Origin of the sequence: Polymorphospora sp. NPDC051019, from assembly GCF_040683055.1 — a bacterium.
Lineage (GTDB): Bacteria > Actinomycetota > Actinomycetes > Mycobacteriales > Micromonosporaceae > Polymorphospora > Polymorphospora lycopeni.
Genome location: NZ_JBFBCH010000016.1, coordinates 1 through 20,676 on the forward strand (window position 1 = coordinate 1; position 20,676 = coordinate 20,676).

Here is a 20,676-nt window from a genome sequence, read left to right on the forward strand (position 1 = left end):
AGAAGATGGCCGCCGACATCATCACCGACATCACCAACAAGTAAGACAACGCCACGACGTGGGCGCCTCCCTGTTCAGGGAGGCGCCCACGTTCGTGTGTCAGCCCGCCGGCCGGCCGTCGATCGGCAGCCGGAACAGCGCGTACGGCTTGCGCCGCAGGTCCTGGCCCAACTGGAACCTGGCCTGCCGGTGCAGTTGGTTCGCGGTGACGTAGAGGTAGCCGTCGCTGCTCACCGACATGGCGTCCGGCCACAGCAGGCGGGGATCGTGGGCGACCGTCTCGTATTCGCCGTCGGTGCGTCGGCGCAGCACCGCGTCGTGTTCGTACGCGGTCAGGTAGACCCGTCCCAGGTGGTCGGTCTCCAGTCCGGCGGCACCGCTGCCCTTGTCGCCCTCGTCGACGACCGTCGCCGCCACCGACGCGTCGTCGAGTGTGGGGTCGGCGAGTGCGTCGATCGAGACGCTGTAGAGGTGCCGGGACGCCAGCGGGCAGTAGTAGAGCCGGCTGCCGTCGGGCGAGATCGCCAGCCCGTCCGCGCCGACCGCGACCGGTCGGGCCGGCCCGTCGACCGGCCGCTCCACGAACGGCCGGCCCTCCACGACCGGCCGGAACGTGCGCGGCCCCTCGGCCCGGGTCGACGGGTGACCCTCCAGCCGCCGCCAGGCGGCCCCGCTGACCAGGTCGACGACCACGATCGCGTTGGGCCCCTTGTCGGTGGCGTCGGTGACGAACGCCAGGCCGCCGGAACCACGTCGCAGGTCGATCCGTACGTCGCCCAGGTACGCCGTCGGTGGGGCCACCTCCGGCCCCAGGACGATCGTCTCCACGACGGTGTCGTCGGTCAGGTCGACGCAGACGAGCTTCGGCCCACCGGTGACCACCGGCCGGAACATCGGGCTGCCGGAGTCGAGGATCCACAGCCGGTCGGCGGTGTCGACGACGACGCTCTGCGCCGAGACGAAGCCGCGCGGGTCGTCGTCGGTGCCGGGGGAGTTCCACCGCCGGTCCGGGTACGGCTCGCAGTGCCGGTTTCGTAGTTCGGTGACGGTGGCGGGTGCCTGCTCGTCCCACTGTGGGAAGTTGACGAAGATGCGTCCGGCACGGGACACCGCCACCCCGGCCGGCATCGCCCCGCTGAAGGTGGCGACCAGTTCCAGGGGCACCACGGGATTCTCGGTGGTCAGTGGGACGCTCATCCTTCCCCTTCCTTCACCCGGTCCGGCTGCCTACCCGCCCGGCGGGCGGGTGAACCCGGTCAGGGCTTGAACTCGCTGCGCAGGCGCGGCAGCCACTCGGGGTGCTTCTCCCGCAGGTACCGGATGAGCTTTTCGCGCAGTTCGCAGCGCAGGTCCCAGGCGCTCGGCCCGTCGCTGGCCGAGGCCAGGACCCGGATGCAGATCGACGTGTCGCTGCCGTCGACCACCTGGAGCACCCATTCGGACTGGTCCCACAGCGGGGTCTGCTCGAGCAGCCGGTGCGTCTCGGCCCGGATCTCGTCGATGTGTGCGGTGAAGTCGAGGTGCAGGGTGACGGCGGCCAGCACCCGGGCCTCGTGCCGGGTCCAGTTCTGGAACGGTTTGTTGGTGAAGTAGCTGGTCGGCAGCATGAGGCGGCGCTCGTCCCAGAGCCGTACGACGACGTGGGTGAGCTTGATCTCCTCGACCCGGCCCCACTCGCACTCCACGACGACGACGTCGTCGATGCGCAGGGCGTCGGTGAACGCCAGTTGCAGACCGGCGACCGCGTTGCCGAGCGTGGTGTGCGCGGCGAAACCGAGGATCACGCCGGCGACACCCGCCGACGCGAGCACCGACGCCCCGAACGCCCGTAGCGGGCCGAAGGTCATCGCGGCGGTGCCGATGGTCAGGATCGTGATGACCAGCGCGGTCATCCGGCGCATCAGCCCGATCTGGGTACGGGCCCGGCGTACCCGCCGGTTGTTCGCGACGTTGACCGGCAGTCGCCGGAACGCGACGTCTTCGGCGACGAACAGGTATTTGATCAGCAGCCACCCGGTCGCGGCGATCAGCCCGATCTGCACCCCGTGCCGGTAGCCGGCCAGTTTGCCGGAGGAGATGCCGGTGGCCGGCAGTACGTAGTACAGCGTGCCGAAGACCAGCATCGTCGCCCACGGCCAGAAGCAGGCCCGGTGGAACTTCATCAGGAACGGCTCGTAGCGGCGCCGGGCGATCCACCGCACCGCCATCCCGGTCAGCCAGGCGACGAGGCAGGCGCCGGCGATAGCCGTGGCCACGACCAGGAACGCCTTCATCGCCGGCCCGCTTTCCCGGGTCCGGCCGCCTCTAACGTGCGCCGGGCGGCCGGACCGGGAAGGTCAGCGGAGGCCGGTGACGGCGGCGTCGCGGGCGCCCCGCCAGACGATGCCGGCCTCGCGGAAGCCGGCGGCGCGCAGTGCGTCGAGATGCCAGGAGAGTGTCGGGTCGGACTCGGTCGTGTGCCGGTCGGCGAAGACCTTTCGCCGTTCCTCCAGCAGCGGGCCGAGTTCCGGGTCCTTGGCGACGTGGTCCCACCACGCCTCCCACGACAGCACCGCGCCGGCGGCGTAGCGGGCCTCGCGCCGGGTCCGTTCCCGGTTGCCGAGCAGGACGGTCAGTTCCGGCAGCCCGTCGTCGGGCATGTGGTCGACGTTGATGAAGACCCCGCCGGGGCGGAGCACCTCCCGGATCTCGGCGTAGAGCGCGGCCAGCCGGTCCGGGGCGATCCAGTGCAGGGCGGTCGCGGTCAGCACCGCGTCGTAGTCACGGTGCGGCAGCGCCGTCGCCCAGTCCGGCGTACGCAGGTCCGCGGTGACCACCGTCGACCGGTCGTCGAGCGACTCCCGGGCGATGGTGAGCAGCACCGGGTCGACATCGAGCAGGGTCGTGGTCGCGTGCGGGAACCGGCGCAGCGTACGCAGCGAGATCGAGCCGGTGCCGCCGGCCAGGTCGAGCACGGTCGGGGCCTGGCCGAGGCTGGTCGCCTCGACGGTGTCGAGCAGCGCCGCGAAGCGTTCCTCGCGGTCCGGCAGGTAGGCCTCCTGCTGCCGGTCCCAGCTCTCCTGCCACGCCGCAGCATCGATCTTGTAAGGAGTCATAAGCGGTAGGCTAGTTACGTGCCGATTCGCTGTCGAGTGCGGGCACTCTAAGTCGCACCGCGCTAGCGTTTCGGGGGTGACTGGAGACACCGACACGGTCCTGCCCACCCCGCCCGCCGACCTGCCCCGCACCGTGGGCGAACTGCGTGCCGCCGGGCACTCTTACCGCACCGTCAAGCAGGAGGTACGGGAGAACCTGCTGGCCCGGATGCGCTCCGGCGAGCCGCGCTTCCCCGGCGTCGTCGGCTACGACGACACCGTGCTCCCCGAGGTCGAACGGGCCCTGCTCGCCGGCCACGACCTGGTCCTGCTCGGCGAGCGCGGCCAGGGCAAGACCCGGCTGCTGCGCAGCCTGGTCGGTCTGCTCGACGAGTGGACCCCGGTGATCGCCGGATCGGAACTCAACGAGCACCCGCTGCACCCGGTCACCCCCACCGCCCGGGCGCTGGCCACGCGGGCCGGCGACGACCTGCCGGTCGGCTGGCTGCACCGCTCGATGCGGTACGGCGAGAAGCTCGCCACCCCGGACACCAGCGTCGGCGACCTGATCGGCGACGTCGACCCGATCCGGGTCGCGCAGGGCCGCACCCTCGGCGACCCGGAAACCATCCACTTCGGACTCGTGCCGCGCACCAACCGCGGCATCTTCGCCGTCAACGAGCTGCCCGACCTGGCCGAGCGCATCCAGGTGTCGCTGCTCAACGTGCTCGAGGAACGCGACATCCAGGTCCGCGGCTACCAGCTCCGGCTGCCGCTCGACCTGCTCCTGGTCGCCAGCGCCAACCCCGAGGACTACACCAACCGCGGGCGGATCATCACCCCGCTCAAGGACCGGTTCGGCGCCGAGGTCCGCACCCACTACCCGCTCGACCTCGACCTCGAACTCGACCTGATCCGGCAGGAGGCCGACCTGGCCGCCGCCGTACCGGAGCACGTCCTCGAGGTGCTCGCGCGGTTCGCCCGGGCGGTCCGCGAGTCGCCCTCGGTCGACGCCCGCTCCGGGGTCTCGGCCCGCTTCGCCATCGCGGCCGCCGAGACCGTCGCCGCCTCGGCGCTGCGCCGCGCCGGCCTGCTCGGCGAAACCGAACCCGTCGCCCGGGTCGGCGACGCCGTCTCGGTCACCAGCACGCTGCGCGGCAAGGTCGAGTTCGAGAGCGGGGAAGAGGGGCGGGAGATCGAGATCCTGGCCCACCTGCTGCGTACCGCCACCGCCGAGACGTTCCGGGCCCGGCTGGCCGGCCTCGACCTGTCCGGCTTCACCGACCTCGTCGCGCGGGGCGACGTCGTCGAGACCGGGGAACTCGTCGCCGCCGACGAACTGCTGCGCCAGGTCGGCACCGTACCGGGGCTGGCCAAGGTGCTCGACCGGCTCGGGCTCGGCGACGCGCCCACCCCCGGCGAGGCCGCCGCCGGGATCGAGTTCGCCCTCGAAGGGCTGCACCTGACCCGCCGGCTGGCCAAGGACCTGACCGACGACGGCCGCACCCGCTACGGCGTACGCGACCAGGGGCGGGGCTGAGCCGTGACCGGCGGCAACCGTTACCGGTACGGCTCCTGGCGTGGCGGACCCGATCCGCTCGCCCCGCCGTACGACGTACGCGCCGCGGTCGACCAGGTCGGCGCCGAGGTGCTGGCCGGCGGCAGCCTGCGCCAGGCGCTGCGGGACCTGCTGCGCCGTGGGCCGCAGGGGCGGGGCGGCCTCGACGACCTGACCGCCCGGGCCCGGCGGCTGCGCCGCGAGGCGATGCGCCGGGGCAACCTCGACGGCGCCGTCACCCGCGCCCAGGCCCTGCTCGACCAGGCACTCGCCGCCGAACGCGACGAACTCGCCGGACGCGACGACGACGACGCCCGGTTCGCGCAGGCGCGACTCGACAACCTGCCCCGGTCCACCGCCCGGGCCGTCGAGGAACTCGCCGACTACCGGTGGAGCAGCGACGAGGCCCGCGGGCTCTACCAGCAGATCCTCGACGGGCTCCGGGGCGACGTACTCGAACAGCGGTTCGCGGGCATCCGCGACGCGCTGCGCGACCCGGACCCCGCCGCCCGGCGCCGCCTCGAAGAGATGCTCACCGACCTCAACGCGCTGCTCGACCGGCACGCCCGCGGTGCGGACACCACCGACGCGTTCACCGAGTTCATGCGCCGGCACGGCGACTTCTTCCCGGAGAAACCCGGCTCGGTCGACGAACTCGTCGACGCGCTCGCCCGCCGGGCCGCCGCCGGCGAGCGGCTGATGCGGTCGCTGTCACCGCAGCAGCGCGAGGAACTGTCCCGGCTGATGGACCAGGCGTTCGGCGACGGGGCGCTCGCCGACCGGATGCGCGACCTGACCGCCAGCCTGCGCACGCTGCGGCCGGACCTCGGCTGGGACCGCGCCGAGCGGGTCCGGGGCCGGGAAGACCTCGGCTACGGCGCCGCGGCCGGCGCGCTGGAGGAGATCGGCGAACTCGACGACCTGCTCGACCAACTGGGCCAGGAGCATCCCGGGGCGACGCTCGACGACATCGACGTCGAGGCGGTGCAGCGGTCGCTCGGCCGGGAGGCGGCCGACGACGTAGGCCGGCTGCGGGAACTCGAACGCGAACTGCGCCGGCAGGGCTGGGTCACCCGCGACGGCGACGGGCTCACCCTCAGCCCGAAGGCGCTGCGCCGGCTCGGCGGGACCGCGCTGCGCCGCGTCTTCGACGACCTGTCCGGCCGCCGCCGCGGCCAGCACGACCTGCGCGACGCCGGAGCGGCCGGCGAGGTCACCGGCGCGTCCAGGCCCTGGGCGTACGGCGACGAGCAGCCGCTCGACGTCGTACGTACCGTCTCCAACGCGCTGCGGCGCGGGGCGGCGGTGCCGGTCCGGCTGGAGGTCGACGACTTCGAGGTGGTGGAGACCGAGCGCCGCGCGTCGGCGGCGGTGGCACTCTGCGTCGACCTGTCGTTCTCGATGATCTCCGAGGGCCGGTGGGGCCCGATGAAACAGACCGCACTGGCCCTGTCGCACCTGGTCGCGACCCGGTTCCCGCAGGACGCGCTGCAGATCGTCGGCTTCGGCCGGCACGCGTTGCCGTTGTCCCGGGAGCAGTTGGCCGCCGTCGAACCCGACCTCGTGCAGGGCACCAACCTGCAACACGCGCTGAAGCTGGCCGGCCGGCACCTGCGCCGGCACCCCGGTGCCGAGCCGGTCGTGCTGGTGGTCACCGACGGCGAGCCGACCGCCCACATCGAGGACGGCGAGGCGGTGTTCTCGTGGCCGCCGACGCTGGAGACGGTGCAGGCGACCGTGGTCGAGGTGGACGAGCTGACCCGGTTCGGGGCGACGCTCAACCTCTTCATGCTCGGCGAGGACCCGGGTCTGCGCCGCTTCGTCGACGCGGTGGCCCGGCGCAGCGGCGGCCGGGTCTTCACCCCGGACGCCGACGACCTCGGCCGGTACGTGGTTTCCGACTACCTGCGCGCCCGCCGCGGCCGCCGCGCCCGCTGACCGGCGGCGCGCCGGTTCTCAGGCGGTGGGGGAGACGGCGTCGGGGGTGGGGTCCGGCCGTGGGCTGCCCGGTGGGCGGAAGGTGCGGCGGTATGCCGTCGGGGCGACCCCGATCGACCCGTGCAGGTGCTGGCGCAGTGAGGTCGCGGTACCGAACCCGGCCTGCCGGGCGACCTGGTCGACGCTCAGCTCGGTCGTCTCCAGCAGCAGCCGGGCGTGGTCGGTGCGGTGCCGCAGCAGCCAGCGGGCCGGGCTGACCCCGGTCTCCTCCCGGAACCGGCGGGTGAACGTGCGTACGCTCATGTTGGCGTGCGCCGCCATCGCCCGCAGGGTGGGCGGGTCGTCGAGGCGTTGCAGCAGCCAGGTCCTGGTCGGCGCGGTCGTGGTGTCGTCGCCGGCCGGCACCGGCCGCTCGATGTACTGCGCCTGGCCGCCGTCCCGCCACGGCGGCATCACGCAGCGCCGGGCCGACCGGTTCGCCACCTCGCTGCCGTGGTCGGTGCGGATGATGTGCAGGCACAGGTCGATGCCGGCGGCGACCCCGGCCGAGGTGAGGATGTCGCCGTCGTCGACGAAGAGGACCTCGGGGTCGAGTCGTACGGACGGGAAGTGGTTGCGGAACCGGGCCGCGTACGCCCAGTGCGTGGTCGCCGGCCGGCCGTCGAGCAGTCCGGCGGCGGCGAGCACGAAGGCGCCGGTGCAGATCGACATGATGCGGGCGCCGCGTTCGTGTGCGGCCCGTAGCGCGTCGGTCAGTTCGGGGTCGAGGGCGCCGTCGGTGAGCGGCGGCCCGCCGTGGATGCCGGGGACGACGACGGTCTGCGCGGTGGTGAGGGCGGCCAGCCCGTGGTCGGGCAGCACCCGGTAGCCGGCGGTGCTGCGTACCGGTGCGGCGTCCTTGGTGCAGGTGGTGACGGTGTAGAGGTCGTCGCCGCCGGTCGGGGTCCGGGCGGTGCAGAAGACCTGGGCGGGGGTGCCGAGGTCGAGGCCGACCACCTCGTCGAGGGCGAGCACGACGATCCGGTGCGGGTCGGTGCCGGTGCCGTCCGCCGGCCGTGCCGGACCCGATCCGCCCCGCCGTTTTCCGTTCGCCGCTGTCATGGCCTGATTATTGCGCATGATGGCTTCCCGGCCACTGTCGCCGGACCTCCAGCCCGGCCAAGACTTGCCCGGTGAGTCGTACCCGTCTTGTGCACCCCGCCTGGATCGTCGCGGTGGTCGCCTTCGTCGCGCTGGTCGGCGCGGCCGGTTTCCGGGCCACCCCGGCCGTCCTGCTGCACCCGCTGCACGCCGAGTTCCGCTGGCCGCTGGCGACCATCTCGGCGGCAGTCTCGATCAATCTGCTGCTGTACGGCCTGACCGCGCCGTTCGCCGCCGCCCTGATGGACCGGTTCGGCATCCGGCGGGTGGTCTCGTACGCGTTGCTGATGGTGGCCGCCGGCAGCGGCCTGACCGTCTTCATGACGGCGAGCTGGCAGCTCGTTCTCTGCTGGGGCGTGCTCGTCGGCCTCGGCACCGGCTCGATGGCCCTGGCGTTCGTGGCCACCGTCACCGGCCGGTGGTTCGTGAAGCGGCGTGGGCTGGTCACCGGGGTGCTGACCGCCGGTGGGGCGGCCGGCCAGCTCGTCTTCCTGCCGGTGCTGGCGAACGTGGTGCAGGCGTACGGGTGGCGGGTGGCGGCGCTGATCGTGGCCGGGGCGGCGCTCGCGGTCGTACCCGTGGTGGTGTGGCTGCTGCGCGACCACCCGGCGGACCTCGGCCTGCCGCCGTACGGCGGCACCGAGGTCGTGCCGCCGCCGGCCCCGGTCGGCGGGGCGGCGGCGCGGGCGGTCGGCGCCCTGGCCGCCGCCGCCCGCACCCGGGCGTTCTGGCTGCTCGCCGCCGGCTTCGCGATCTGCGGCGCGACCACGAACGGGCTGGTCGGCACCCATTTCATCCCGGCGGCGCACGACCACGGCATGCCGCAGACGACCGCAGCCGGGCTGCTGGCCCTGGTCGGCCTCTTCGACATCGCCGGCACGATCGCCTCCGGCTGGCTCACCGACCGGGTCGACCCCCGGGTGCTGCTCGCCGTCTACTACGGGCTGCGCGGGCTCTCCCTGCTGGTGCTGCCGAGCCTGTTCGCCGAGACCGCCGGGCCGAGCATGCTGGTGTTCATCATCTTCTACGGGCTCGACTGGGTGGCGACGGTGCCACCGACGGTCGCGCTGTGCCGGGAGTACTTCGGCGACGCGGGTGCGGTCGTCTTCGGCTGGGTCTTCGCGTCGCACCAGCTCGGTGCGGGCTTCGCCGCCACCGCCGCCGGTCTGGTCCGCGACCAGCTCGGCACGTACGTGCTGGCCTGGTACGTCGCCGGCGGGTTGTCGATCGGTGCGGCGGTGCTGTCGATGATGCTGCGCCGCCGGCGGTCCGACGGGGGCGGGCGGCCCGAGGTCGCGGTCCTGCCGAAGTCGGACGCGCTGACCTGAGCCGGCCGGCTCAGGTCAGCAGCTTGGCCCGGAACGCGTTGGCGACCGCGTGGGCGCGGTCGTCGGCGCGGAGCTTGCGCAGGATCCGCCGTACGTGGGTCTTGACCGTCTCGCTCGACAGGTTGAGGTCGCGGGCGATCTGCAGGTTGGACCGGCCGTCCGCGATCAGCCGGACCACCTGCACCTCGCGGTCGGTCAGCCGGGACTGGCCGGGTTCGGCGGTGTTGCAGCGCTGGGTGGGGATCGTTGCCCGGGAGGCGTAGTGGTCGCCGCCGTTCGTCGCCCGGCGGGCGAGCAGCGGCGTCAGCCCGTTGGCGCGCGGGTGGTCGGCCGGCGCCTCGCTGGCGCAGAAGACGAGCAGGAGGTTGGCCAGTGCCGCCAGGCCGTCGTAGTCGACGCCCTGCACCCGGATCGGCATCGGGGACACCGGTATCGCGCCCGGCCGTCCCGACTCGCAGACCAGGATCCGGGCGGTCGGGAGCTGGAAGGCGATCCGGCGCAGGGCGGCCCGACGGTTGTCGCCGAGCGCGGTGGCGTCGAGGACGACGAGGTCGACCCCTTCGTCCGGGGCACCGAACGGTTCCCGGCCGGTGACCCGCGCGGTGAGCACCGACGAGATCCCGAGTCGCATTGCGTAGGCGTTGATGCGGTCGGCGGTGCCGGCTGCCTTGACGCCGAGGACGACAGTTGGCATTGCGCCACCCCTTCAGAGCCTGCCGACGACATTGAGCAGACTAACTCCGGGAATCCCATTCTGTCACGCTTGCGTTACAGTCAGGTCGTCACGTGAATGGGTCGGGCTGGTGGCGGCGCGGCCGTCTCAGCCGTGCGTCGCGGCCGGCCGGGGCGGCACCCCGAGCGCCGCGCACGATTCGTGGTACATCCGCACCACCTCCTTGCGGACCTGCGGGCGTTGCGTCAACCGCTCGCCGAACGGGACCCGTACCGGCACCGGCTCCCCGTCGACGGTGGCGACGAAGTCGATCCCGTCGGCGTCCATGCCCGCCATCCGAGCGGCGGTGGCGGTCGGCCGGCCGCCCAGCGCCCGGCAGATCAGCAGCGAGTCGGCGGGGTGGTCGTCGTTCATGTGCCGGCTGATCGCGGCCACCACCTCCGCCGGGAACGGATCGACCGTACGGCCAAGCTCAGCCAGCACGGCCGTGTTGTGCCGGTACGCCAGCACCACCTCCCGGATCAGCCGGTCGAACTCGGCCTCCGGGATCGGCATCGCGTCGAGCCGGCGGCGGTAGGCGTCCTTGTAGGCCCGGGGGTCGTCGATGGCCGGGAAGCGGTAGAACTCCACGCCGCCGTCGTCGCCCAGCCCGTACGCCTGCGCGACCGCCCGGCCGACGAACAACCCGCCGGACAGGTCGCCCAGGTACCGGGTGTAGTGGTGGGCGACGAACCCGGCCGGCCAGGTGTGGCAGACCTCCCGCATCCGCTGCGCGTACGCCGCCGTCGCCGGATTCGGCGCGATCCGGTCCGGCCAGCCCGCGCCGAACAGGAACTCCAGGTCGGCCACGAGCGACGGCAGCCGGGTGAGCGCGTCGTCGACGAAACCACCCGCGACCGGGTCGCCGGCCATCGCGGCGGCGGCCTCCTCCAGCACCTCGTAGATGAAGTAGTGCTGGGCGACCAGATCGGCGTACGCGGCCCGGCTCAGCTCGCCGGCGGTGAGGGCGGTGACATAGCGTTCCGACTCGGCGGCCTCGTGGTCCTGCCGGGTGGCCGACCGCAGTCGCGCGGAGTACGACTCGCTTCGCTCGCTCATGGACCTTCCTCCGGGTGGGGCGCCGCCGGGCCGGCGACGGGCCTGGTCCGCGGGTGGCGGATCCCGCGTCCTCGGAGCCTGACACACCACCAGCGGCACACCAAGGGGCCGCGGCACCGGTCGCAGCGGCGGCGGCCGGCGGTCAGTCGACCTTGAGCGTCCGGAACGGCTCCGGCACCCCGGTGTAGGCCACCTCCGGATCGAGCAGCACCGCCCACGCCGGCCGGAACCGCGGGGCCCGGCGGTCCATCTCGATCCGCAGGTCGTCCAGCCACGGTCCGGTGATGCCGTCGGACCTCATCCAGCCCGGCCAGGAGTCGTAGTGCCGCTCGACGGTGTGGTCGTCGGCCGAGACCTCCAGCCGCAGGAAGATCCAGTGGCCGTGCGCCGGGTCGGCCTCGGCCTCCCACAGTTTCCTCGCCAGGTCGGCCGCCTCCCGGGCCACCGCCCACCGGTCGTCGTCCGGACGCTCGACCGGCGGTGCCTCGCCGGGACCGAAGCGCTGTGCGTGGTCCAGCACCTCGAACCGCAGCGAGCACCGGCCGTCGGGGCGGGCCCGGGACCGGGCCCACCCGACCAGGGCGGCCAGTTCGGCGGTCGGCGCCGGGGCCGGCCGGGGCAGCTCGGCGGTGGCCCGCATCGCCGCCCACACCAGGTCCTGCCGTTCGTCGTCGCTGAGCAGCCGGACCCGGCGGGGTGGCTCCCCGCTCCCGGCCGGCACGGTCGGTGCCACACTGCCCGGAACCAGCCCGAACCCGGCCGCCGCCGCGACCCCGGCGCCGAGGTCGACCGGGAGGCCGCCGATCCGGCCGACCAGTCGCTCCAGCGCGCCGGCGTCGACCGTACGGGTCGCCGCGGCGTCGAGCAGCCGCGTCGCGGCATCGGCGACCGCGGCCCGCTCCGCGGCATCGTCCGGCTTGTGGCGCGCCCAGCCGAAGACCACCTCGCACAGGGCCCGGTGGGCCCGGTCCGCGCTCAGCACCGCCGGTAGCGCCGCCGCCAGCCCGTCGGCGAGCCCGTCGGGGTACGGCACCCGCGACCACCCGCCGTCGTACCAGTAGACGAACCCCAACTGCTCGTCCTCGACGGCGCGGACCAGGTCGGCCCAGGGCAGCCAGACCGGCCCTCCGGCGAGCAGATCGATCGGGGGGCTGGCGTCGACCGTCGCGGAGTACTCGTGGTCGAACCCGTAGAGCACCGCCCGGCCGCCCTCGACCGGCACCAGGCGGCCCCAGTTGCCGCCGTGGTCGTCGCGGTGCGCGGTGCCGCCGTCGATCCACCACACATCGTCGTGACCGAGCGTGGTCAGAGCCGAGGCGATCGCGCCCCAGCGGGCCAGCAGTACGTCGGGTTCAGCGAGGTCGATCTGCACGTCGCCACCCTGCCAGAGGGTCGCAAACCGCTGTCGGCTATGAACGACGAATGCCGCGCTACCTGCTCTTTCCCGGTCGTCACCACCTCCTGACCCGATTCCAGGCCGAATATCTGAGCCGGCTGGCCGGCGCCGACCGCACGGTGGTCTGGGCTGTCACGTCCGCGAACCACGAGAACACGAAACGTAATCCGATCCCGTTCCACCGGCGGGAGGCGGCGATCGAGCGGTTCAGTGTGCTCGCCGGGCTGCGGTCGGTTGTCGTGCCGGTCTTCGACACCGCGGCGACGGACCGGTTCGCCGAGGTCACGTGCAAGAACGTCGAGGCCGTCACCGGCCTCACGCTGACCCCGGACGACACCGTGGTGGCCTGCTCGACCCCGGAGGTGGCCGCGATGTACGCCCGGCTCGGCTTCCCGATCGCCGGTGTGGAGGCCGATGTCGAGCCCGCGCCGGACCGGCCGTGGGACGTGCTGCTGCGGCTGGCCGCGGGCGACCCGACGTGGCGCGAGCTGGCCCACCCGGCGTCCGTCGACGTCTTCGACCGCTACCAGCTCGACGAACTCGTACGCGCCGTCGTCAACGATCCGGTCGTCGGCGACGAGGGCGGGCTGACCGCGACCCGCGACTACCGGACGTACGCCGAGGCGTTCGCCGACGCGGCGCAGCGCAAGTGGGCCGCGGTCCGCGACCACGTACGGCCGGGCCGGATCGTCGACATCGGTTGCGGCGCCGGCGCGGTGCTCGAACTCGCCGACCGGGAGCCGGCGCTGCGGGAGAGCGACCTGATCGGCGTGGAGGTGGCCCGGCACCTGTTCGAGGAGTGCGTGCACAAGAAGGCGCAGGGCTTTTTCGCCAACCCCAACGTGTTCTTCTACCGGCGCAACGTCCTCGGCGGGGCGGTGTTCGCGCCGCGGTCGGTCGACACCACGATGACGTTCGCGCTCACCCACGAGATCTGGTCGTACGGCGACCGGATGGCGTCGTTGCGCCGCTTCGTGCGGGCGATCTACGACCACACGGTGCCGGGCGGGGTGTGGATCAACAGCGACGTGTGCGGACCGGACGGCCGCGACCGCCCGGTCCGGCTGCGGTTGTCCACCTCGGACGGTGCCAACCCGGCGCGGCCCCGCACCGACCTGGCGGCGCTGCCCGCCCCGGAGGTCGCCACGTACGTCGGCGGCCTGTCCACCCGGGCCCGGCTGGACCAGTTCGCGGTGGACTACCGCTTCCCGTTCGACCACCGCCCGGTCGACGGCGAACCGGACACGGTCGAGTTGGCGTTCGGCGCCGCGATGGACTTCCTGACCCGCAAGGACTACACCGACAACTGGCTGTCGGAGACCCGGGAGCAGTTCTGTGGACTGGAGTACGCCGACTGGAAGGCGTTGCTCGCCGACGTCGGCTTCGAGGTCGACGCGGCCAGCGGGGCGTACCGCAACGACTGGATCGTGACCAACCGGCTCGCTCCGGTCGCGGCTCTGTCCACGCCCGACGGTGATCCGATCGGGTGGCCGGTGACCCATGTCCTGTCGGTCGCCCGCCGCCCGCTGAACACGTGAGCGGACGGTGCCGTACCGAATCCCGCCGATAAATCAAGATGGGGCGAATTTTTGACAGTTCCACCAGCGCAACCCCCATGAATGCTTCCGCCGTGGATAGGTTGGTCGCACTCCGGGTAGACGTGGTCGCGGCGGTCCGCCAGTGCTGAGCCATACGCCCGGTCTGTTGGGTCGGAGCACGAGTGCCGGTCGTATTGGAGACGCTCGTTGGACAACGCTCAGATCAGGCCAGCCGAAACCCGGAACTGGCCCTCGGCCACCCTGCTCGGCCGACTTCGGGTAAAGACCAGGCAGCTTCTGTTGGCGACGGGAACCGAAAAGAGATTTCCCGCCGAACAGGTGATTATTCGGCAGGGCGACGAGGACGAGCACGTCTATCTTCTGCTGTCCGGTCTGGTCAAGGTGACCGCGCTCGATGCCGATCAGGAGACGTTCCTGGCGATCCGGGTCGGTGGCGATGTGATCGGTGAAATGGCGGCGCTGGAGAAGCGGCCCCGGTCGGCCAGTGTCGTCACGTCGGTCCCCACCGAGGCCCGGGTGATCCAGCGCGCCGAACTCCAGGCGTTCATCGAGCAGTGCCCGGACGGTGCGATCGAGTTGATGCGGATGATGAGCGAGCGGCTGCGGTGGTCGAACAGCCGGCGCATCGATCTGACCACGCGTAGCGCGACGGCCCGGGTGAGTCGAATTCTCTACGAGATCGCCCGGATCTACGGCAGGGAGGTGCCGGCGGGCTGGGATCTCGGTGTTCCGCTGACCCAGGCGGAGTTGGCGTCGCTGGCCGGCGTCGCGCGACGCACCGCGGAAAAGGTGCTGCATGATCTCAGCCAGCGCCGGCTGGTCAGCCCGGGTTATCGCCGCCTCGTTATCACTGACGTGCAGGGACTACGTGCCGAAGCGGAGACGTCACCGTAAATTACGGGCAAGATCCCGCACTGGGGCGGATTGATCGTCGGAGATCTGGGTCAGCATGGGCGGCGCAAGGCTTCCCGACTCGGTGAAAGGCCCCTCGGCGTGCCCCGATCAACACAGTTCGACCGGCGCTTCTGCGTCGGAGTGGATATGCAGGGATATGGCGGTCGCCCGGATCGCCGACAGAGCGAACTACAAAAGGATCTTGTCTCCATTCTGGACCGGGCGGCCGAGGCCGCCGGTCTGGACCGGTCGCGGTGGGTGACCCAGCCCAGCGGCGACGGCGAATTCGCGGTGCTCCCGCCGGACGAGCCGGAGCCGCGTGTCGTCGACGACTACGTCCGCGAACTCGCGACCGAACTGCGCCTGTTCAACGAGGGCCGACTGCCGGACTGGCAGATCCGGCTGCGGCTCGCCGCGCACCACGGCGTGGCGTACTCGGCCGCCAACGGTTACGCGGGCAACGCCCCGGTGACCGTCGGCCGCCTGATCGACAGCGATCCGGCCCGGCGGGCGCTGGCCGCCGCCCCCGAGGCCCCACTCGCGGTCATCCTGTCCCGGCTCGTCTTCGACGAGATCGTGGCGGGTGGCCACACCAGCCTGCGGCCCGACGACTTCCAGCCCGTTCAGGTGCGGGTCAAGGAGTACGCCGACCAGGCCTGGGTGCGGGTACCCGGAGTGGATCCCGCCCGGCTGCCCGGTGCGCAGACGCCCGACGACTCCGCCTACCGGCACTCGGCCCAGCGGGCCACCGTCGCCGGCGGCGGTGCGGTGCACCAGGCGGACCGGGACATCGACGCCAGCTCCGAGGTCCGGCACGGGCCGACGTACGTCAACCGGACCCGCATCGACGGCCCGGTGCACGCCCAGGTGTTCGGGTTCAACTTCGCCGACCTGTCAGGCGGGGGTGGGACGCCGGATGAGTGAACCGGCCGCCGATGGCAGGGCACCCGCGGACGCCGGACCGGCGTCCGCCCCGCCGGCCGGACCCGATCCGGCGCCGGGCCGGGCCGAGGACCTCGACGACGCGCTACACGGGGAGCTGCGTGACTCGGCCCGGTTCGTCAACGTGCAGTACTTCAACGGCAGAGTGGACGCGTCGGGTGCGACGTTCGGCGGTTCGTTCGGCCCCGGGCGCCGCCCGGGTAGTGCGACCGGCCCGCTGCGCCAGGAGGACGTCGACGCCGCCCTGCGGCACTACGTACGTCCCGAGCCGTACGCGCGGGCCCGCCGCCTGCTCCTCGACCGGCGCCTCGTCGTCCTGTGTGGACCGGCGGGGATCGGTAAGTACAGCGGCGCGATCGCGCTCCTGCGCGACGTCGCGGGCCGCGACGGTCTGCCCACCAACCTCTCACCGGCGCTGGCGTTCAGCGAACTCGCCGGGCAGAAGTTCGGCAACGCGAGTGGCTACATCGTGCGGGACCAGGCCCGGGACGCGAACACCGTCGCGGTACAGCAGTTCGAGTTGCACCGCCTGCTCGGTGCCCTGAAGAACCGCTCCTATCTGGTGATCACCGTCGATCTCGGTCTGCGGCCACGTGGGCAACTCGCCGACCTCATGGTCGACTGGTCCGCGCCGGACAGCGATGAACTGTTCGACACCTGCACGGCACACCTCACCGACCAGCTCCGGCACGGTCCGGGCACGGACGAGGTACGCGAGCAGGTCCGCCGGCTGCACTCGCCGGGCGAGGTCGTCGCGGTCTGCGAACTGATGGCCGACGGCCCGCGGAAGGCACTCGCCGCCTTCGAGGACTCGCAGCGGGGCCGGGTCGCGAGCTGGTTCGACCAGGACCCGGAGTGGCCGGAGGTGCTCGCCGTCGCCGCACTGGCCTTCGTCGAGGGCACCCCGGAAGCCGACTTCGAGCGGCTGGTCGCCCGGCTGACGGAACTGCACCGCCAGGCCAGCGGGGCCTCGGCGGCGCTCCCCGCCGCGGGCCAGCCGCCGGACGCCGCCCCCACCCGCCAGGTCCGGCTCGATCGCCGCCGGGCCGGTGGGCTGATCACCGTCCGGCCGTCGCCGCAGGCCGGTGCCGGCAGTCCGGCGGTCGAGTTCCAGACCGACGACATGCGTCCCCTCGTCCTCGGCGAACTGCGCGAGCGTTACGGCTACGCCCTGTGGGAGCCGCTGCGCAACTGGCTCCACGAGATCGCGGCGACCGCCCCGGTGTCCGACCTGCAGGTCCGTCTCGGGATGGGCATGGCGGTCCTGAGCCGGTTCGACTTCCAGGAGGTCGAGCACACCTTCCTCGACCGGTGGGCCGCCGGACTCGCCGCCGAACGGGCGGCCGCCGCCTGCACGCTGTCCTGGATCGGGCTCGACGGCTCGCACGCCGCGTCGGCGCTGACCGTCACCAAGCGGTGGGCGCTCAACTCCGGCCAGCGCCGGGCGGTCACCGCGGCCACCGCCCTGGGTGGGCCGCTCGGCCTGCGCTACCCCTCGGACGCGCTGCGCTGGCTGTGGACGCTCGCGATGCGTAACGCCCGGATCAGGCCGATCGCCTGCGACGCCCTCGGCATCCTGTTCGCCGTGACGGCATCCGACCCGGCCGCGACCCGCAAGGTGCTCAACTTCCTGCACCATCAGATGCGCGACGCGGTCGAAGACGGGGCGAGCCAACGTGATCGCCGGGCGACATACCCGTCCGTGCTGGAGATCCTGGCCGCCCGGGACCCGCGGACCGACGAGCCGGTTGCCGCCCTGGTGCTTCGCGGCGCGCCGCGTAACGCGGACCGGCTCGGTGCCCTGTGGGCCGACCTGCTGGCCAGCGCTCCGCAACGCCGTCAGGCCCGAACGGCGTTGCTGGTGGCCCTCGGCGCGCTGTCCGAGGACACCGCCGCCCTGCCCGCGGTGCGCCGGTTCGGCGCCGCGATCCGTGGCGGGCTCAGCCATGGCCAGTGGAGGGCGCTCGAGGCGGGCCTGGAAGAGGGCCTCCTGCGGATCGACGAGGAGGCCGCCCGGGAAGGGCTGCTCAGCACCGTGTTCGCGGCCCTGCGTGGCCGCCGTACCCAGAACCCGTCCCCCCACCACCTGACCGGGAGATCGTTGTGAGTACCACTTTCTGGCCCCTGCTCACCGAGCGGACGCTCGGACCCGCGAAGTCCCGGCTGCTGCTGTTCGCCCAGCGTGACGTGTCCGAACTACCCCGGCAGGAGCCGGGGACCGCCCTGGTGTTCACCATCGGCGACCGCTACGAGGTGCTCCACGAGCGCCGGCACCTGACCGGACGGGAGGACATCGTCGTCGAGGCGGTGGCGGTCAGCCTCGTCGACGTCCGAGAACGGTTCGTGCCGGTCGACATCCTGATCCCGTCCGCCAGTGCGGCCGACGACTTCCGCATCCGGGTCGTCTTCCGGTGCCAGGTCACCGATCCGGAAGCCGTCGTACGCGACGGGCTGACCGACATCTCCGTCTCGCTCGGCGACTATCTGCGCCGGGACCGGCGGCTGGAGAGTCTCGGTGCCACGAGCGGCATCGACGACCTCAACGAGGTCCGTGAGTCGGTGACGGCTCAGGTCAAGGCGTACTGCACCGTGCACCCGCCCCGGCTGAGCGGGGTCGAGGTCGTGTTCTCGACCGTGGAGGTGAGCAAGCCGACCGGGCTGGTCGAACACGCGAGCAGGATGCGTGACGAGCAGTGGCGGCAGCTCGAGCAGCGGCTCCGGCGCTCGTTCGAGGCCGACGACGCCGGTTGGATCGCCGACCTGATCCGCAGCGGCCCGGAGGCGCTGGAGGCGCTGGCGATCAGTCGTGGGGACATCACGGCCGGGCAGGCCGCCGACCGCGCCTACCAGGTCACCGACGAGAAGCAGCGCAAGCTGGCGGAGATGCTGGCGCTGCTGCAGAAGGACGGGCATCTGGACCGGCTGCGGGTCGACGCGGACATCCTGGTGGACGCGTTCACCGACAGCATCACGCCGCGGCGCGCGGCGGCCGGACCCGAGTTGGGGAAGGTCGACCGGGAGCGGGAACGCCGGGGCCTCGCCGGCAAGCCGGCGCGTACCGAGGATCTCGTTCTCGACGAGGACGAACTGGACGACGATGACATCGAGCGGTGACCAGGAGACCCGGCGCGACAGCGCCGGGTCACCCATCCCGGAGCCCGCCGCCGGCGGCGGGGTCGGGGGCGGCGCCGCACCGGCGCCGGTCGACCCCGGGCCGGGCCGGTGGTTGCGGGTGCTGGCCGGGGTGGACGAGCAACTACTGTCGTACGTGCCGACCGAACGTGCCCGCTACACGGCCCTGGGCGGCGTGGTGCTCGGCACCGCCGTCATCGCGGCGTTCTCGATGTGGAACGCGCTGGTCGCGGTGACCGGCGGCGCGCACGTGCTGATCCTGCTGCCGGTCCTGGTCTGGGCGCTGTTCGTGTTGAACCTCGACCGGTGGCTCGTCTCCAGTTCGGCCGGCACCCAGTGGCGGCGCCGGGCGTCGGTGCTGCTGCCGCGACTGCTGGTCGCGATCTTCTTCGGGTTCGTCATCGCGGAGCCGCTGGTGTTGCGGATCTTCGGCACGGCCATCGAGCAGCACATCCGCGACGATCGGGCGGAGCAACTGCGTACGCTGACCGCCAAGCTGACCGCCTGCAACCCGGTGCCGGGGCAGCCCGCCGACCAACCGGCGGAGCGGCCGGCGGAGGGCTGCCTGGAGTACGTCATCTCGTTCCCGGCGACCCCGGCCGGGGTCACCGACCAGCTCACCGCGCTGCGGACCGCCGCCGCCGACCTCGACCGGCAGATCGCCGCCGACTCGGCGGAACTGGAAGAACTCAACGAGAAGGCGCGCCGGGAGTGTGCCGGCGACTCGGGGCCGGGATTCACCGGCCGGGTGGGGGAGGGCCCCAACTGCCGGCGCCTGCGTGGCGAGGCCGACCGGTTCGCCGCCAGCCATCCGATCGCGCAGGACAAGGTACGGCTGACCGGGATGCAGCAGCGGATCGCGCTTCTCGAGGGTGAGGTGCGGCAGGGCAACGAGAGCTTCGAACAGGTCCGGGACGAGCGGATCGAGGAGCGGGTCGCGCAGATGAGGAGCCATCACGGGGCGATCGGCATGCTGGAGCGGTTCCAGGCGCTGCACGAGCTGATCAACGCGAATCCCGTCCTCTTCGTGACCACCTGGTTGATCCGGATCTTCTTCATCCTGATCGACTGCCTGCCTGTGCTGGTGAAGCTGTTCAACGGCGCGACGGCGTACGACCGGCTGGTCGACGAACGGGTCAACAGCGCCATCCGGATCTACAGCCGCGCGACGCGCGGCGCCGAGGTGTCGATCCTCGAAGAGTTGAACGTGCGCCAGTACGAGGCCGAGTCGGCGGCGCGTCAGGAGCGCGACCGCATCGACCTGAACGCCCGGATCCATGCCGCCGACATCCAGGCCGGGCTGGACCGCGCGGTGGACAAGCTCGCGAACGACCTGCGCCGCGGCGCGCGCGAGGGGAACCGGCCGGGCGCGGACGGGCGGACGACCTACCCGCACCTGAACGGATCACGGGTCGGTTCCGATGGCTGACGGTGGCGGGGCGCCACCTGACCGACTGCACGAGGAGGACGGATGGATCCGACGTATCTGGTGGGGCTCGCCGAGGCCGGGGCGTTGGCGCTGGTGACCGCCATGGCGACGGACGCGTGGGCCGGCATCCGCTCGGGGGCCGCCCGGGTGCTGGCCGGCGGCGACGCGGATCGTGAGGCGGCGGCCGGCTGGCTCGACCGCACGCGGGAGTCGCTGCTGGCGGTGCCGGTCGAGCGGCAACCCGATGCGGTGGCCACGCTGCGGTCCACGCTCGACGAACTGCTCCGGGCCCGGCTGGCCGCGGATCCGACCGTCGGGGTCGAACTCGCCGAGATCGTCCGGCGGGTCGACGGCGGAGCCGGTCCGTCAGGCCCCGGCCCGCACCAGCACGCCCAGGTCATCGGAGGGTCGCACGTCTATCAGGCGGGTCGGGACATCCGGATCAGCGGCGGTCGCCGCAACCGCTGATCCGGCTCACGGGCGGGGCGTCGAGGGGGCGTCCCGCCCGCTTCTGC

Annotated in this window: 17 protein-coding genes; 10 read left to right on the top strand and 7 right to left on the bottom strand. The window is 72.6% G+C overall.

Annotated features, from left to right (window positions below):
* Nucleotides 1-99 precede the first annotated feature (99 nt).
* The 3 genes from AB0M79_RS24780 to AB0M79_RS24790 form a co-directional block, all read right to left on the bottom strand.
* Nucleotides 100-1,197, bottom strand: coding sequence for an L-dopachrome tautomerase-related protein (locus AB0M79_RS24780; RefSeq protein WP_364217824.1), 1,098 nt, complete (start codon nt 1,195-1,197; stop codon nt 100-102).
* A 59-nt stretch (nt 1,198-1,256) separates the two neighbouring features.
* Nucleotides 1,257-2,273 carry a mechanosensitive ion channel domain-containing protein gene (locus AB0M79_RS24785; RefSeq protein WP_364217826.1) on the bottom strand — a complete coding sequence of 339 codons (1,017 nt, stop codon included), beginning with the start codon at nt 2,271-2,273 and terminating at the stop codon, nt 1,257-1,259.
* Between the two features lie 63 nt (nt 2,274-2,336).
* On the bottom strand, nt 2,337-3,095 hold the full coding sequence (locus AB0M79_RS24790) for a class I SAM-dependent methyltransferase (RefSeq protein ID WP_357533594.1): 759 nt from the start codon (nt 3,093-3,095) through the stop codon (nt 2,337-2,339).
* A gap of 76 nt (nt 3,096-3,171) precedes the next feature.
* Here AB0M79_RS24790 and AB0M79_RS24795 point away from each other — a divergent pair, with 76 nt between their 5' ends.
* Nucleotides 3,172-4,614, top strand: a complete 1,443-nt coding sequence (locus tag AB0M79_RS24795; RefSeq protein ID WP_364217828.1) for a sigma 54-interacting transcriptional regulator — start codon at nt 3,172-3,174, stop codon at nt 4,612-4,614.
* A gap of 3 nt (nt 4,615-4,617) precedes the next feature.
* Nucleotides 4,618-6,570, top strand: a complete 1,953-nt coding sequence (locus AB0M79_RS24800; protein ID WP_364217830.1) for a hypothetical protein — start codon at nt 4,618-4,620, stop codon at nt 6,568-6,570.
* Nucleotides 6,571-6,588: 18 nt separating this feature from the next.
* On the opposite strand, the gene AB0M79_RS24805 is transcribed toward AB0M79_RS24800, so the two are convergent.
* Nucleotides 6,589-7,671, bottom strand: a complete 1,083-nt coding sequence (locus tag AB0M79_RS24805) for a DJ-1/PfpI family protein (protein WP_364217832.1) — start codon at nt 7,669-7,671, stop codon at nt 6,589-6,591.
* 71 nt (nt 7,672-7,742) lie between these two features.
* Between AB0M79_RS24805 and AB0M79_RS24810 the strand changes: the two genes are divergently transcribed.
* Nucleotides 7,743-9,038: an MFS transporter gene (locus AB0M79_RS24810; RefSeq protein WP_364217834.1), complete on the top strand. Its 1,296-nt coding sequence runs from the start codon at nt 7,743-7,745 to the stop codon at nt 9,036-9,038.
* A 10-nt stretch (nt 9,039-9,048) separates the two neighbouring features.
* Here the strand turns inward: AB0M79_RS24810 and AB0M79_RS24815 are convergent, their stop codons facing one another.
* The 3 genes from AB0M79_RS24815 to AB0M79_RS24825 form a co-directional block, all read right to left on the bottom strand.
* Nucleotides 9,049-9,732: a response regulator transcription factor gene (locus AB0M79_RS24815; RefSeq protein ID WP_364217836.1), complete on the bottom strand. Its 684-nt coding sequence runs from the start codon at nt 9,730-9,732 to the stop codon at nt 9,049-9,051.
* Nucleotides 9,733-9,858: 126 nt separating this feature from the next.
* On the bottom strand, nt 9,859-10,809 hold the full coding sequence (locus AB0M79_RS24820; RefSeq protein WP_364217838.1) for a biliverdin-producing heme oxygenase: 951 nt from the start codon (nt 10,807-10,809) through the stop codon (nt 9,859-9,861).
* 142 nt (nt 10,810-10,951) lie between these two features.
* Entirely contained in the window at nt 10,952-12,181 is a 1,230-nt protein-coding gene (locus AB0M79_RS24825; protein WP_364217840.1) for a hypothetical protein, read from the bottom strand.
* A 50-nt stretch (nt 12,182-12,231) separates the two neighbouring features.
* Here AB0M79_RS24825 and AB0M79_RS24830 point away from each other — a divergent pair, with 50 nt between their 5' ends.
* The 7 genes from AB0M79_RS24830 (at nt 12,232) to AB0M79_RS24860 (ending at nt 20,629) form a co-directional block, all read left to right on the top strand.
* The gene (locus AB0M79_RS24830) at nt 12,232-13,743 is read left to right on the top strand and encodes a class I SAM-dependent methyltransferase (RefSeq protein ID WP_364217842.1); all 1,512 of its coding nucleotides are present in this window, start codon (nt 12,232-12,234) and stop codon (nt 13,741-13,743) included.
* Between the two features lie 300 nt (nt 13,744-14,043).
* Nucleotides 14,044-14,658: a Crp/Fnr family transcriptional regulator gene (locus tag AB0M79_RS24835; RefSeq protein WP_364217844.1), complete on the top strand. Its 615-nt coding sequence runs from the start codon at nt 14,044-14,046 to the stop codon at nt 14,656-14,658.
* A gap of 258 nt (nt 14,659-14,916) precedes the next feature.
* Nucleotides 14,917-15,582, top strand: coding sequence for a hypothetical protein (locus AB0M79_RS24840; RefSeq protein ID WP_364217846.1), 666 nt, complete (start codon nt 14,917-14,919; stop codon nt 15,580-15,582).
* Nucleotides 15,575-17,707, top strand: coding sequence for a hypothetical protein (locus AB0M79_RS24845; protein ID WP_364217848.1), 2,133 nt, complete (start codon nt 15,575-15,577; stop codon nt 17,705-17,707). Before AB0M79_RS24840 ends, AB0M79_RS24845 begins: the two co-directional genes overlap by 8 nt.
* Nucleotides 17,704-18,714, top strand: coding sequence for a hypothetical protein (locus AB0M79_RS24850; protein ID WP_364217850.1), 1,011 nt, complete (start codon nt 17,704-17,706; stop codon nt 18,712-18,714). The genes AB0M79_RS24845 and AB0M79_RS24850 overlap by 4 nt, the downstream gene beginning before the upstream one ends.
* Nucleotides 18,698-20,161 carry a DUF4407 domain-containing protein gene (locus tag AB0M79_RS24855; RefSeq protein ID WP_364217852.1) on the top strand — a complete coding sequence of 488 codons (1,464 nt, stop codon included), beginning with the start codon at nt 18,698-18,700 and terminating at the stop codon, nt 20,159-20,161. Before AB0M79_RS24850 ends, AB0M79_RS24855 begins: the two co-directional genes overlap by 17 nt.
* A gap of 42 nt (nt 20,162-20,203) precedes the next feature.
* Nucleotides 20,204-20,629 carry a hypothetical protein gene (locus AB0M79_RS24860; protein ID WP_364217854.1) on the top strand — a complete coding sequence of 142 codons (426 nt, stop codon included), beginning with the start codon at nt 20,204-20,206 and terminating at the stop codon, nt 20,627-20,629.
* Nucleotides 20,630-20,676: the final 47 nt, after the last annotated feature.

What these genes read in the sequence shown, in the direction of transcription:
- AB0M79_RS24855 (WP_364217852.1), top strand. Translation starts at nt 18,698, where the DNA reads ATGACATCGAGCGGTGACCAGGAGACCCGGCGCGACAGCGCCGGGTCA.
- AB0M79_RS24805 (WP_364217832.1), bottom strand. Translation starts at nt 7,671, where the DNA reads ATGACAGCGGCGAACGGAAAACGGCGGGGCGGATCGGGTCCGGCACGG.
- AB0M79_RS24820 (WP_364217838.1), bottom strand. Translation starts at nt 10,809, where the DNA reads ATGAGCGAGCGAAGCGAGTCGTACTCCGCGCGACTGCGGTCGGCCACC.
- AB0M79_RS24815 (WP_364217836.1), bottom strand. Translation starts at nt 9,732, where the DNA reads ATGCCAACTGTCGTCCTCGGCGTCAAGGCAGCCGGCACCGCCGACCGC.
- AB0M79_RS24780 (WP_364217824.1), bottom strand. Translation starts at nt 1,197, where the DNA reads ATGAGCGTCCCACTGACCACCGAGAATCCCGTGGTGCCCCTGGAACTG.
- AB0M79_RS24845 (WP_364217848.1), top strand. Translation starts at nt 15,575, where the DNA reads ATGAGTGAACCGGCCGCCGATGGCAGGGCACCCGCGGACGCCGGACCG.
- AB0M79_RS24790 (WP_357533594.1), bottom strand. Translation starts at nt 3,095, where the DNA reads ATGACTCCTTACAAGATCGATGCTGCGGCGTGGCAGGAGAGCTGGGAC.
- AB0M79_RS24830 (WP_364217842.1), top strand. Translation starts at nt 12,232, where the DNA reads ATGCCGCGCTACCTGCTCTTTCCCGGTCGTCACCACCTCCTGACCCGA.
- AB0M79_RS24785 (WP_364217826.1), bottom strand. Translation starts at nt 2,273, where the DNA reads ATGAAGGCGTTCCTGGTCGTGGCCACGGCTATCGCCGGCGCCTGCCTC.
- AB0M79_RS24860 (WP_364217854.1), top strand. Translation starts at nt 20,204, where the DNA reads ATGGATCCGACGTATCTGGTGGGGCTCGCCGAGGCCGGGGCGTTGGCG.